Annotated in this window: 10 protein-coding genes; 2 read left to right on the forward strand and 8 right to left on the reverse strand. The window is 33.6% G+C overall.

From position 1 onward, the window contains the following. Positions 1–47: 47 nt before the first annotated feature. On the reverse strand, positions 48–1013 hold the full coding sequence (locus SB689_RS17965; protein ID WP_410693473.1) for an NAD-dependent epimerase/dehydratase family protein: 966 nt from the start codon (positions 1011–1013) through the stop codon (positions 48–50). Between the two features lie 93 nt (positions 1014–1106). Between SB689_RS17965 and ggt the strand changes: the two genes are divergently transcribed. Then, entirely contained in the window at positions 1107–2792 is a 1686-nt protein-coding gene (gene ggt, locus SB689_RS17970) for a gamma-glutamyltransferase (RefSeq protein ID WP_410693474.1), read from the forward strand. A 195-nt stretch (positions 2793–2987) separates the two neighbouring features. After that, positions 2988–4268: a dicarboxylate/amino acid:cation symporter gene (locus SB689_RS17975; RefSeq protein WP_410693475.1), complete on the forward strand. Its 1281-nt coding sequence runs from the start codon at positions 2988–2990 to the stop codon at positions 4266–4268. Between the two features lie 287 nt (positions 4269–4555). On the opposite strand, the gene SB689_RS17980 is transcribed toward SB689_RS17975, so the two are convergent. From SB689_RS17980 to gyrB, 7 genes are all read right to left on the reverse strand, one after another. Continuing rightward, complete coding sequence (locus SB689_RS17980; RefSeq protein WP_410693476.1) at positions 4556–5407, reverse strand: diacylglycerol/lipid kinase family protein; 852 nt, start codon at positions 5405–5407, stop codon at positions 4556–4558. A gap of 75 nt (positions 5408–5482) precedes the next feature. Next, positions 5483–6295 carry a DUF3298 domain-containing protein gene (locus SB689_RS17985; RefSeq protein ID WP_410693477.1) on the reverse strand — a complete coding sequence of 271 codons (813 nt, stop codon included), beginning with the start codon at positions 6293–6295 and terminating at the stop codon, positions 5483–5485. A 73-nt stretch (positions 6296–6368) separates the two neighbouring features. After that, on the reverse strand, positions 6369–7196 hold the full coding sequence (locus SB689_RS17990) for an RsiV family protein (RefSeq protein WP_410693478.1): 828 nt from the start codon (positions 7194–7196) through the stop codon (positions 6369–6371). A gap of 118 nt (positions 7197–7314) precedes the next feature. Then, positions 7315–9246, reverse strand: a complete 1932-nt coding sequence (locus SB689_RS17995) for a transglutaminase-like domain-containing protein (RefSeq protein ID WP_410693479.1) — start codon at positions 9244–9246, stop codon at positions 7315–7317. A gap of 2 nt (positions 9247–9248) precedes the next feature. Beyond that, positions 9249–11141, reverse strand: coding sequence for a DUF3857 domain-containing protein (locus tag SB689_RS18000; protein ID WP_410693480.1), 1893 nt, complete (start codon positions 11139–11141; stop codon positions 9249–9251). Positions 11142–11252: 111 nt separating this feature from the next. Further along, the gene (locus tag SB689_RS18005; protein WP_410693481.1) at positions 11253–12128 is read right to left on the reverse strand and encodes a hypothetical protein; all 876 of its coding nucleotides are present in this window, start codon (positions 12126–12128) and stop codon (positions 11253–11255) included. A gap of 148 nt (positions 12129–12276) precedes the next feature. Beyond that, positions 12277–14211, reverse strand: coding sequence for a DNA topoisomerase (ATP-hydrolyzing) subunit B (gene gyrB, locus SB689_RS18010; RefSeq protein ID WP_410693482.1), 1935 nt, complete (start codon positions 14209–14211; stop codon positions 12277–12279). Between the last annotated feature and the right edge of the window lie 218 nt (positions 14212–14429).

Consider the following 14429-nt stretch of genomic DNA (forward strand, 5'->3'; position numbering starts at 1 on the left):
AATCAGACGTTAAAATATACTTTAATTAAAGTCTAACTTTAGATAAATTAATCTTTACCTAATTTCACTTTAAGATTCTTGATCATGTCTTTTGACATTTCAGAAATTCCGAAATCGTATGTTAATCCCCAATCTTTTTTCGCTACAGAATCATCAATTGAAGCCGGCCAGGAATCTGCAATTGCTTGTCTGAAATCAGGTTTATAATCGATCTCAAAGCCTGGAATTTCTTTCTTAATTTCTTCTGCCAATTCTTTTGGAGTGAAAGACATTCCACCCAAATTATAAGACGAACGAACCGTCAAACTTTCTTTTGGAGCTTCCATTAATTTCAATGTTGCGTTGATCGCATCGTCCATATACAACATCGGCATTCCTGTATTTTCAGAAATGAAACTTGTGTATTTCCCTTCTTCAATTGCTTCATAAAAAATCTCCACAGCGTAATCTGTAGTACCTCCACCTGCCGGAGTTTTCCATGAAATCAATCCCGGATATCTAATACTTCTTACGTCTACTCCATACTTATCGAAATAATATTCGCACCATTTTTCACCTGCCATTTTAGAAATTCCATACACAGTTGTAGGATTTAAAACAACATCCTGAGCTACATTTTCTTTAGGAATTCCTTTCCCGAAAACAGCAATAGAACTTGGCCAGAATATCTTTTTAAGAAGACCTTCTTTCGCCATTTCACAAAATTGAAGAAGAGGTTCAATGTTTAATTTCCAAGCGAAAATTGGCTGCTTTTCAGAAGTTCCTGATAACAATGAAGCCAAATGATAAACAGTTGTAATGTCATAATCTTTGATTACCTGCTTTACCAACTGTGTATTTGTAACGTCCATTCTTTCGTAATGACCCGCGGCAGTAATGCCTTTTTGCCATCTGTCTAGTCCAGAAGCCACTACATTTTCTGCACCGTGGATCTCAACAAGTCTATTCGTAAGCTCGGTGCCGATCTGTCCCAAAGCACCCGTAATTAGTATTCTTTCCGTATAGGATTCCATTTTTACTTTTTTATTATGATGATCAAAAGCAAAAATAGAAATTTTAGACCCTATTCTAAAACAAAATTGTAAATTCGATTATAATTTTTAAAAATGAAAAAGTTAATTATTTCGATCATTCTGTTTTCTCATTCGGTTTCAGCACAATACACCGATATCAACATTGTAAAAGAAGTTAAAGTTAAAAATAAAGGAGTCGTTGTTTCCGCGCATCCTCTGGCGAGTGAAGCTGGAGCAAAAATCTTAAAAATGGGTGGAAATGCCTATGACGCAATCACAGCTACACAATACGCTCTCGCCGTTGTTTATCCTCAGGCGGGAAATATCGGTGGTGGTGGATTCTTAGTTGGAGCAAAAAATAATGGCGAAAAATTCACTATCGATTATCGTGAAACAGCCCCAAAAAAGGCTTCGAGAGACATGTATCTTGATAAAAACGGTAAAGCAAACACAGATTTATCCCAAAACGGAAGACTGGCAGTTGGAATCCCGGGAAGTATTGCCGGATTTTTTGCAACTTTAAAATATTGTAAACTGCCTATGAATCAAATCATTCAGCCTGCAATTGATTTGGCTGAAAAAGGGTTTGCAATTACCGATCAGGAAGCTGCTATGCTGAATTCTCAGAAAGAATATTTCCAAAAACACAATAAATCAACAATTCTTTTCGTAAAAGAAACTCCTTGGAAAGGTGGAGATATTTTGATACAGAAAGAATTAGCAGAGACTTTAAAACTTATTCAAAAATTAGGAGCTAAAGGATTTTATGAAGGAAAAAACGCCGATCTTTTGGTTGCCGAAATGAAAAAAGGAAACGGAATCATCACTTTAGAAGACTTAAAAAACTATAAAGTGGCCGAAAGAAAAGCTCTGGAATTCGATTATAAAGGAAGTAATGTTGTCACGATGCCTTTACCTTCAAGCGGAGGGGTTCTTTTAGCTCAAATGCTGAGAATGGCCGCTTTTGAAAACTTAGAGAAGTATCATCAAAACTCCACTCCCGCTGTACAGATCATGGTGGAAGCAGAAAGAAGAGCTTATGCTGACAGAGCCGAATATATGGGGGATCCAGATTTTATTGAGGATAAAACGTCTTATTTGATCTCTGAAAATTATTTAAAAAACAGATGGAAAAGCTTCAGTTTTAATAAAGCAACTCCAAGTTCAGAGGTTGGAAAAATCATTAAACAACCTAAAGAATCAACAGAAACTACCCATATTTCAGTTATTGATAAAGACGGAAATGTAGCGGCTGTAACAACAACTCTTAATGGATATTATGGTAGTAAAGTACTCGTAACAGGCGCAGGATTCTTTTTAAATAATGAAATGGATGATTTCTCCGTAAAACCTGGAGTTCCCAATATGTTTGGAGCTGTGGGTGGAGAAGCCAATTCAATTCAACCTAATAAAAGAATGCTTTCTTCTATGACCCCGACCATTATTCTGAAAAACGGAAAACCTTATATGGTGGTTGGAACTCCTGGTGGAACCACAATTCCTACCTCAGTTTATCAATCTATTGTAGATGTTGTGGATTTTAAATTAAATGCCAATATTTCTGTCAATGCCCCGAAATTCCACCATCAATGGCTTCCTGAAACAGTTTCTGTTGAAAATAATTTCCCGGAAGCTACAATTTCAGAATTAAAAGCTAAAAACTATGTTGTTGAAAAAATAAAACAAATTGGTAAGACAGAAATGATTGTTATTGATGATAACGGAACGATTCATGCGGTTGCGGATGGCCGTGGTGATGATTCTGTTGCGGTGGAATGATTTTAATTTTTTAAACAATAAATGATATCAAACCTTATAGGTTTTAAAAACCTATAAGGTCTAATTATAAGATTCAAAATTATTGCAATCAGTTTCGGCGGGGCTTTCAGCCCCGCCGAAACTTTTCATGACTTTTATCATCTGTAAAGATAAATTTCCTTAATTTTCAACCTTTAAAATCATAAACTTTTCCTTTTGAAAGCAAAAAAAATCTATCAGCAACTTTATTTTCAGGTCATTATCGCAATAATTGCAGGTATTCTTTTAGGCAGATTCTATCCCGAATTGGGTGAGAAAATGAAACCTTTGGGCGACGGATTCATTAAATTAGTGAAAATGATTATTGCTCCCGTAATTTTCATCACGCTAACCTTAGGAATCGCGCACATGACAGATTTGAAAAAAGTGGGAAGAATTGCCGTAAAAGCAATGATTTATTTCTTTACTTTTTCAACTTTAGCTTTAATTATCGGTTTAATTGTTGGAAATATTTTACAGCCGGGACATGGTTTAAATATTGACCCCGCTACTCTATCAGGCGACGTTTCACAATATCAGCAAAAGGCTCATGAAACGACTTTAACGGGATTCATGATGAATATTATCCCTGAAACTTTGTTCAGTCCGTTGGTTGGGGAAAATATTTTACAGGTTCTTTTGGTTGCTATTTTAATGGGAACAGCCTTAGTTTTAACCAAAGAAAAAAGCCAGAAAATAACAGATTTTTTACAAGATCTTTCTACTCCTATCTTTAAAATTGTTCATATGCTGATGAAATTAGCACCAATCGGAGCTTTCGGAGCAATGGCTTTTACTATCGGAAAATATGGATTACATTCTGTTTTAAACTTAATATTCTTAGTCGGAACCTTCTATATTACTTCTGCCCTTTTCGTTATTTTGGTTTTGGGAGCTGTAGCGTGGTACAATGGTTTCAGTATTTTCAAATTGATGTATTATCTGAAAGAAGAACTGCTTTTGGTCTTAGGAACAAGTTCTTCAGAATCAGCACTTCCTGGAATTATGGAAAAGCTTGAAAAGGCTGGATGTTCAAGAGCAATCGTAGGTTTGGTGGTGCCGACCGGTTATTCTTTCAATCTTGATGGAACCAATATTTACATGACCTTAGCTTCATTATTTATTGCACAGGCTTTAAATATTGATCTTTCAATTGAGAAACAATTAATCTTACTTTTAGTCGCGATGTTAAGTTCAAAAGGAGCCGCAGGAGTTACGGGAGCAGGATTTGTGACTTTAGCAGCAACATTAGCCGTAGTTCCTGAAATTCCGATTGCGGGAATGACTTTGATTCTTGGAATTGATAAATTCATGAGCGAATGCCGTGCTTTAACGAACGTTATCGGAAATTCCGTAGCCACTGTAGTAGTCGCCAATTGGGAAAAGCAGTTGGATAAAGATCAGCTACAATATTGCCTTGATCATCCGAATGAAATTGAGAAGAAATTAGAGGTTTGATTTTTTAGGAGCTTAATCCCGCTTTCCACTATATCTTTTTCGCCTCCGCTTTTTTTCAAAGCCATTTTCAGAAAAAGGATGTCGTTGCAATCGGGGCTAGGGCATTTGCCGTCATTTCAATTATTCGCGTCATTGCGAGGAGCGAAGCGACGAAGCAATCTCTTAATAATCTTAACAACTTAAATAAATCTCAATATTTCAATTTTCTGTTAAAACTTTAAGAAAATTTAAGCTTAAAAACTGTTTTTTAGTTAAGATTGCTTCGTCGCTTCGCTCCTCGCAATGACCTACACCAAAATATTCAAGCTCGAAGGCTGAACTTTCACGTGAATTGGCGACTTTATTTTGTTGAATTCTCCGTCCAAATGCCAATTTTTGGTATTTACTTTGAATTCAATTTCTGAAACAGGAAGATAAGTTACATAACTGTCGTCTTTTAATCTTTTTGTAAACATTCGGAAAGCGAAAAGAGCCGAATAGGTCAGCGGAAATTTTTTAACCAAAACCATATCTACCAGACCATCACTTTTGCTCGCGTTTGGAGCAATATAGGCATTATTTCCGAACTGACGGGTGTTGGCAATATTCAGCATTAGATATTTTCCGTTATACTGCTGATATTTTTCATCTATAAATTTAACCTTGATTGGTTTGTAATTAAAGAAAGTTTTAAGCGAAACTTTAATGTAATTTTTGAATCCACGATCGGTTTTTTCAAATTCCTTCACCACTTTTCCATCGAAACCTGTTCCTGAAACATTGATAGAAAGCCTTTCGTTAACCGTGAATGTATCTATTTTTCTGGAATTCTTAACTTTAATTTTCTCTAAAAGCTCATCTAAATTTTTACTGAATTTTGTTTCATTGGAAAACCCGTTTCCTGAACCTGCTGGGAAAATAGCCAGAATTTTTTCTGTACTTATAAGATTTTTTGCTACCGTAGAGATTGTACCATCACCACCGATTGCCACAAAAATATCGACTTTATCAAAGTTATTTTGAATAAAATCATCCGTTCCCTGAATAGATTCTGAAACATAATACAGCGGATTTCCAACCTTTTTTATCAGTTCATTGAGAAATGGCTGATAGTTTTTCTTGGCCGAAAAAGGATTGATGATAAAAGCTACTTTTTCCATTGGTACAAAAGTAAAAAATTGTGCTGTTATTGGGAAGTATTTTAAAATTATTTAATTATAATTCAATAATAACATTTATTTGATATTCATTCGGTCTTTAAACTCGAGGTTCAAAGTTCCATCTAAATCATTCCAGGAAACAGGAATTATAATATCACCGATTGAATATCCTTTTTTAATTTCATCTTTATTATAGTGAAAATACAGATTATTTTCATCGAAATAAAAATTTTTCGCTATCGGAATCTTCTCTGCCAACAGCGCATTATATTCCACAACATCATATTTTTTCATCTGCTGCATCATGGTCGTTTTATTGATATTAACACCTAATATTTCAGATAGTTTGTCTTCCGAAATAGATGTAATATCGTGAAGTGTCAGTTTTTTATTATCCATGAGGTCAAAAACCTTTTCAGAATAATTATAATAATTGCAGGTTCCTCCAACGAACAGACTTTCATAGTATTGGATGTGCAAATATTCATTTTTATTGAATTTAAGATTCATTTGAGAAGTTTTTTCCCACTTTTGAAGTTGTTTTAGATGAATTAACTTATTCGAGCTATTAATTTTTGAATATAATTCGTTCTTTTTTGCTTCCAGATATTTTTTGAGACCTTCTTTGGAAAAGTCTTGAATATCATCTTTTGCATAAATAGAATGAAGTAGTTTTTGATCTTTTAAAGTCGGAAAAACTAATAATTGTGAAGAATATTTCACTGTAATTGAGTCAAGAAGCTTTGTAAAATCTTCTTCAATAACAGAATCAATAGTAAAATTTACAGGAATAGAAGTCTGTATATGTTTATTTTTAAAGCCAATCTCTTTACAGGAGAAAAACATTAAAAATAGTAAAGTGCTCAAAATAATACCTGCATTTTTCATACATCTGTGTTTGCTTCTATAGGTCAAAAAATGTTCCAAAGAAAAAAAGCTCCCTGTAAAGGAAGCTTTGATATTATTTAATTTTCATTCTATTTTTGAATTCCGGATTTAAAGTTCCGTTCAACTCTGCCCATGAAATCGGGATGATAATATCTCCCGCCGCAAATGCTGTTATTTCGTATGGACTGTAATGGAAATACAGGTTTTTATCATCAAAATAGAAATTATTTGTAGCTGGAATTACATCTACTAAAAGCATTTCAGAATTATTCACTTTCCCGTTTTCATCCGTTGTTCCACTGTTTATTTTATTGATATTCTTCATTAATAATGCCTCAAGCTTATTTTTTGACATTGAAGTAATATCTTTCAGTTCAACTTTTTTATTGTTTTTTAGATCAAAAACTCTTTCATTAAAGCCATAATTATCGTGCGCCCCACCTTCGTATGAACCCCAGGTGTATTCTATATGCATGAAATCATTTACATTAGATTTAATATTCATAGAAGAGCTTGTATACCATTCCTGAGAATATGTTATGTCAGAAATAAAGTCTTTTGAGTCTTTTTTAATTGAATTATAAAATTCGTCTTTCTCTTTTTTCAGTAAAGTTTCAATTCCATTTTTAGAGAAATCGCTTATATTTTTATTTGCAAAATAAATACTGTCTAGTAACTTCTCATCCTTAATTGAAGGGAAAATCAGCATTTTTGAAGTGTATTTTAACTGTAAAGAATCACTAAGCTTAATGGAATCATTTACTTTTACAGAATCTACAGTAAATTTTTCTGGTTGAGGAACTTCTGTTTTTTCGCCTGCAGTATTCGTTGTTTCCGTTTTCTTACAAGCCGAAAAAATAAAGAAAGAAGATAATGCTAAGACAGCAATTGTATTTTTCATATTTCAATTTTCCTATTAAATACAAAAACCATTCAAAAAATGAATGGTTTTATGATTATTTTAAAAATATATTCAATATTTAAATCAAACATCAGTTAAAACACTGAATATCAATATTCTATTTTTTCACCAAGCTTATAACCTGATTTTCACTTTTTGAAGCTACACCCCAAATTTGCTTAAATGCAGGGTAATAATCTTTAGGATAATCTGCACTTTTAACAGTTGTTGTTGAGATAATTTCAAGCGTATTTCCTTTTTGTTCAATCACATAACTGTATGCAATTTCCTTGTCTTCGGTAACGATTTTCTTGCTTTTAGGAAGTTCTTCAATTGTATATCCTTCAGGAATTTCTAAGACAACTTTTTTCACTTTTGTATAAGGAGAAATAAAGTCAATTGTGTATTTTCTTTCTTCCGTCTGATCAAATTCATTGGAGTTTTTGTTTAAAAACAACATCGGATTGATGATCATTTTCTTCCCGACTCTATCAATAAGATTATCTGAAGAGAATTTCATAGTACTTTCAAAATCACCGCTTTCAAGTACTTTAGAATCAATTCCTGTAAAATCTATTGCAAAATTTTCTTTGTACTGTTTTTTATATTTATCACTATTATCATCATAACTTTCCTTTGCAAACATCGCATAAGTTCCGGTATCTTTATCAGAATATGTTCCCGAAATACTCCCATCTTCATTGATCTTCGCGTTGGCTGTAAGGTAAGTAAAACTAGGTTTAGCGTTTACCATTTGTATTTGTTTTACCTTGTCTTTTGTCAGTAAGATCCCGAAATTATTCCAGTCTCTTGGAGGTAACTGATCCATCGAAGATTGTTTAGCGGTAGCATCATAAATATGTAAACCATCTTTTGCTTCGATAGCAACGATAACAAAATTCATATTGGAAACATTGGGAGACGTAAGGTTAATCAACCCGTTATTTACCGTAGAAATAAGAACCGGATCTGCTTTAATTCCCGCTTCACGAAGCATCATAACCAGAAAAAGATTGATTTCTGCGGCGTTTCCTGTTTTGGTTTCTAAAAGTTTTTTGATTCCATCTTCTGTGTAAATACCTCTGTCGTTATTCCATGTAAAAGTATTTTTTACATAATTAAAAATAGCATCTGCTTTTTCTGTATCGTTTTTTAAGTTTGAAATTCCGGCTGGCATGTTTTCTTTTGCCAGTTTTGATCTTTTAAGCTCTCCACCGAAATCTTCATTCTCATATAATCTGTCTTTGATCTGCTCCCAAGATGAAGAATAAAGTTTTAATTGACTAAAATTCGTAGAGTTTAATTCTGCGCTTAATTTTGTTCTGTAATTTCTGTCATTTTTAACAAATTTTTCAGCCTTAAAACCTTTCAAATTCTCATATCCAAATCTGTACGTTTTATATTGAGTTCCGTATAAGTTTTTATCTTCAACAATTCTATATTTTGGAGTCAAAGAACCTGTGTAATTGATGTTATACGAAATATTTAAAGGATTATCCAAAACATATTCTGTATACATTGAAGGCGTATCACCTTCTATCAATACTTCCGGGATGGCAAACAAAAATGGTGAAATAACTTCATACTGATACTCAATCACAGAGCCATTTTTAACGTTTGGAAATGCAAATTTATTGATTGTAAGATATTTGCTTTCTTTACTTTTATATTTAGAACTTTTTTCAACTTTAATTGGTACAACAACTCCGTTCTCTAAATTATAAGTAAATGCTTTTATTTTATTCAGTCTTTCTTCGCTGCTTCCGTTTTTGTAAAGTGGAATTTCAAGATTCAACCAATCTTCAGCCTTATCTTTATCATAGATCTTTACTCTATAAAAAGCTTTTTTATGAAGATCTCCAGTGGAAGCATCAATCATAAAATGATGAGATTTGTATAAAATTTCTGCAGGAGCATTTTCGTCTAAAGCCGACTTTTGCTTTGATAAATCTGCATCATTGAACTTTGGAGGGTCTAGAAATTCACGCTTTTGAGCATCAATAAAAACAAAATTTATTGAGCAAAAAGCAATTAAGAATATTTTTTTCATGTTTAGATCTTAGTAATTAGAATTTTTGAGTTATCGTTACTTATTGTTTTTTTTCTGAAATTCATATAATCGTTGTACTTCTCTTTTGGAAAAACACCTTTATTGACACGGATTTTTCTGCTAACTTTCAGCTCAGATCCATTTTTCACAAAGTTTAATTTGTACGTTCCGAATTCAGAAATAAGGTTTACATCATTAGGAACTTCTTCTATTTTAAAGCTGTTCGGAATCGTAAAATTAATTTCATATTCATCTTCAAAAGATTGTCCGATTTCAAAAGGCAGTTCCCTATTTTCTTCTGTTTTGTAAATACTGTTTGTAAATATTGGTACCGCTCGGAAAATCACACTACTTCCTGCGTTTTTAGAATAATTATTAGCTTTAAAATCAACATTATAGGTTGCCGAAGCATTATCACGATCGTTAACGAAGTTTTTCATTTCTATTTTCTCGCAATTCAAAACATCTAATTGTTTTTTTATTGCTTCATTCTTCTCTTTTGGGGATAAACTAGCAAACCCCATGTTATAATCATACTGACTTCCTGTATAAGTAAATTCACCTATGCCCGTTAAGCTGTTATCTTCATTAAGCTTAACTTTTAAAATCTGCTTTTCTCTATTTTTCTCTGCTGAAGAAATAGGAGTATTGATAAGCTCAATTCCATCCTTTTTGATTGAAAGAACATTTCTATCCGTTGTACTATAACTCAAATGATTGAAAGCTATCTGCTGAGAGGTATTTTCAAGCCAAATATTTCCTTTTTCTGTTGGAACCATAAGAATAGCATGGTTTCCTCCCATTTTTGGGAAATCAGGATCGAAAGAAATATCAGAACGACTAGAATTAATCACCGAATAATAAGACGGAATACCCGCCTCATTTAAAAGAGTTCTCATATAATTGGTAAGACCTTTACAATCTCCGTATCCTTTTTTATCAACCTCATCAGGAGTCATTGGCTGCCAACCTCCAATACCCAAAGCTACCGCAATATATCTGGTCTTTGCCTGCATATATTGATATATTTTTTTCACCTTTTCTTCCGTAGAACCTTGTAAATTAAGACCTGCGATCTCAGCTTTAATAGTTGGCGTAGAAACGGAAACCGGCTGCAAGATACTTTTGTAATACCATGAACCGAAGTCTGACCAGGTTGTAAGATTTCCTTGCTTCCCCTCAAGATTAAATTTCGCTAATGAAAAACTTACTTTCGGTAATATTTTTTCAGGTTGTGGCAATAGATTAATTTCATCAATTGCAGGAACATTTTTATAAGTATACACTTTTTCTGTTCCATTATTATTTTCTATTACTGAAGTGTAATTATATTTTGAAGGATAAATTTTTGTTCTAAGATCGATCCCAGATTTATTAATAATCTTAAACTGCTTTTCTTCAACAGATGTATTTGTGCTTAAAAAAGGTGTAAAATCCGGAATGAAGATCGTATTTTCATCACTTATCTGGTAAGAATATTCAATAGTATACGGATATTGAACCGGAGTGTATGTCAGGCTTAAAAATCGGTCATCAGAATAGAAAACGCCTTGCGAATTATTCGCAAAATCACCAAAATCTGACTTTGAGCATGATTTAATTTTCTTACCGGATTCATCGTAAACAATTACTTTAACATCAGAGATCTGATCGCCTTTTTCGTACGCGATATTAACAACCGCTTTCTCGTCTCCGTCTTTAGTAAGAACCGTTATAGCTCTATTATACTGATATTTTATATCATCAATTTTATTGATCTGAATTGTTGTAAAGTCTTTTCGGACAACAACATCTGCATTTTTCTTTAAATTCTCAGGAATTGCCGAAGCAGGGTAAGTTTGTGCGTAGTAAAGGGAAGCTATAGAACAGGCCCCAATACAAAGTATTTTCATCATAGTTACTAAAATTATGCAAAAGTAACAAAATCTTAATAAATGTTAAAATTAAATTTTCAAAATAAAAAAGACTTCACTTTTGAAGTCTTTTTAATCAATATCTAAAATATATTACTTCAATCTTTTTACAGAGAAAAAGGTTAATGAATTATTACCATTTATGGTTGATAAACCTCTCATTAATAAAACAGGAGTATTACTTGTCTGTTGACCTATGTAAAACGAATAAGTTTTAGAAGCTAATAAATCCACAGATACCAGATAACTATAGTTTTTTACCTGTCCATCTAATAAATTAACCACTGTATCCAAACCGAAGGTGACCCATGTATTATCAGTTACATTAAATATTCCGTAGTATAAATTTCCATTTAATGGGCCATTGCTTTGTACTTGTATTGGAAAATTCATACCAACCAAATATGTACCATCATTCTTCACTGTAAATGCATTGGTAGTTGCGGTACTCGTAAAAGTATTGTAGTTATCAATTAATTTAACAGTCATTTGACCAATAGGATTTCGATTCGTTGATCCAACACCAGCTGGATTGCTCGCACTTACTGGTATTGTCCAGTCATTAGCCAATCTCATAGACATTTCCTGTGCAACCTGTACTACACCATTGATCATAACAAGACTTCCCGTTCCGTTAGGCAGCGTATTATCGGTTCCTGGCATATATTTCCAGACATTTCCGTCAAAATAATAGTTTCCTATACTTCTTACATTAACAGTTTGCCCTGCCGGCGCACTGTCTGCAGCAGTAACATAAACTTGTGCACCCGTCTGAGAAGTAGTATATGTTTTAGCTCTCAACTGATCTCCGGTTATTCTCGGAGGAATAATCCCATCTAAGCTTGAGGAATTAGCAGGTTTACCCGTAACATCTAAAGAAGCTTTTGGCGTGGGTGTATCAATACCAACTTGTGCATTTGCAATCGAAAATAAGCTAACAACAAAGGCCAGCATAAAAGTTTTTTTCATTATTTGTAGATTTATATTTTTTCATCTTTAACCAAGCTACTATCATACCACAAGCAATATTTTATTATAGATTTAAATCTATAACGCAAAATAAAAAAAGACCTCATTTCTGAAGTCTTTTAATATTTATTTAAATTATTAAGATCAATTATACATCAATCTTAGCATATTTTGCATTCTTTTCGATGAATTCTCTTCTTGGCGGAACTTCATCTCCCATCAACATTGAGAATACACTGTCTGCTTCAACTGCGTTATCAATCGTTACCTGCTTCAAGATTCTATGCTCAGGGTTTAGTGTTGTTTCCCAAAGTTGTTCAGGATTCATCTCCCCAAGACCTTTATAACGTTGAACCTCAACACCTTTACCATCCGGAGACATGTCTAAAGTAAACTCTTCACGTTCTTTTTCGTTATAAGCATATACTTTTTTATTTCCTTTTTTCAATAAATATAAAGGAGGTTGGGCAATATAAATGTATCCATTCTCAATCAATTCTTTCATAAATCTAAAGAAGAATGTAAGAATCAATGTAGAAATGTGAGAACCGTCAATATCGGCATCGGTCATGATCACAACTTTGTGGTATCTTAACTTAGCCATATTCAAGGCTTTACTGTCCTCTTCAGTTCCTACAGAAACTCCAAGAGCAGTATATATATTCTTGATTTCTTCGTTATCGTATACTTTATGAAGCATAGATTTCTCAACATTCAAGATCTTACCTCTCAAAGGTAAAATAGCCTGAAAATGTCTGTCTCTACCTTGTTTTGCAGTTCCACCTGCTGAATCTCCCTCCACTAGGAATAGTTCAGATTCTGCGGGGTCTTTAGATGAACAGTCAGATAATTTCCCCGGAAGTCCAGAACCACCCATTGGCGATTTTCTCTGAACCATTTCACGAGCTTTCTTCGCTGCCTGTCTAGCTTTTGCTGCTAAAACAACTTTCTGAACGATAATTTTTGCTTCGTTAGGATTTTCTTCCAAGAAATTTGAAAGCATTTCCCCTACAATTTTATCAACCGCACCGGAAACTTCAGAGTTCCCTAATTTAGTTTTAGTCTGACCTTCAAACTGAGGTTCCATTACTTTTACAGAAATCACGGCTGTTAATCCTTCACGGAAGTCATCTCCGGTAATTTCTACTTTTTCTTTGGCAGGAATACCCAAATCATCAGCATATTTCTTCAAAGTTCTCGTCAAAGCACGTCTGAAACCTGCCAAGTGAGTACCACCTTCATGCGTATTGATATTGTTTACATAAGAGTGAAGATTTTCGCTGAATGACGTGTTATAACGCATCGCCACCTCAACAGGAATATCATCTCTTTCTGCTTCCATGAAAATAACGTGCTCCATAATAGACTCACGGTTTCCATCGATATATTCTACAAATTCTTTTAATCCACCTTCTGAATGGAAAATTTCTGTTGGGAAAGATCCGTCTTCGTTTGGCTCTCTTTCATCGATAAGAGTGATTGTGATTCCTTTATTAAGGAAAGCCAATTCTCTCAATCTCGTTGCAAGAGTATCATAGTTGTAAACAGTTTCCTGGAAAATCGTAGCATCCGGCTGGAAAAAAACATCTGTTCCTCTTTCGTCAGTAGTTCCTATCTCAGCAACATCTGCCAATGCCTTACCTTCTGAATATTTCTGTTGATACAATTTACCGTTAAGGCTTACTGTAGCCACCAATAAAGTTGAAAGTGCGTTCACACAAGAAACCCCAACTCCGTGAAGACCTCCGGAAACCTTGTAAGAATCTTTATCAAATTTTCCTCCTGCTCCAATTTTGGTCATTACAACCTCCAGAGCAGATTTTTGTTCCTTTTCGTGGAAATCTACAGGAATACCTCTCCCGTTATCTTTTACAGAGATACTTTCTCCATCATGAATTGTTACCTTAATAGTATCACAGTATCCTGCTAAAGCCTCATCAATAGAGTTATCTACTACTTCATAAACCAAATGATGAAGACCTCTTACTCCTACATCACCAATGTACATAGAGGGTCTTAGTCGAACGTGTTCCATCCCTTCTAAGGCTTGGATACTGCTAGCTGTATATTGTTTTTGACTCATATTAAATATTAAAATCTTGCTATATGCAAAGACCTACAAATATCGTGATTTTTTTCGATTTATCAAAGTTAAAAAGAGCCAAAAAAAGTAAGGATTTCCAATATAAACAGCCCTGGAATTTTAAATTGAAAAGAAACAAAGTTATAGCAATTTCCAGACAGGCCTTACTGTTTTAAATCATATTAAACATCAATAATTTATGCTTAAATTTATTTACT

The sequence above is a fragment of the Chryseobacterium sp. SIMBA_038 genome, from assembly GCF_046535115.1.
Lineage (GTDB): Bacteria > Bacteroidota > Bacteroidia > Flavobacteriales > Weeksellaceae > Chryseobacterium.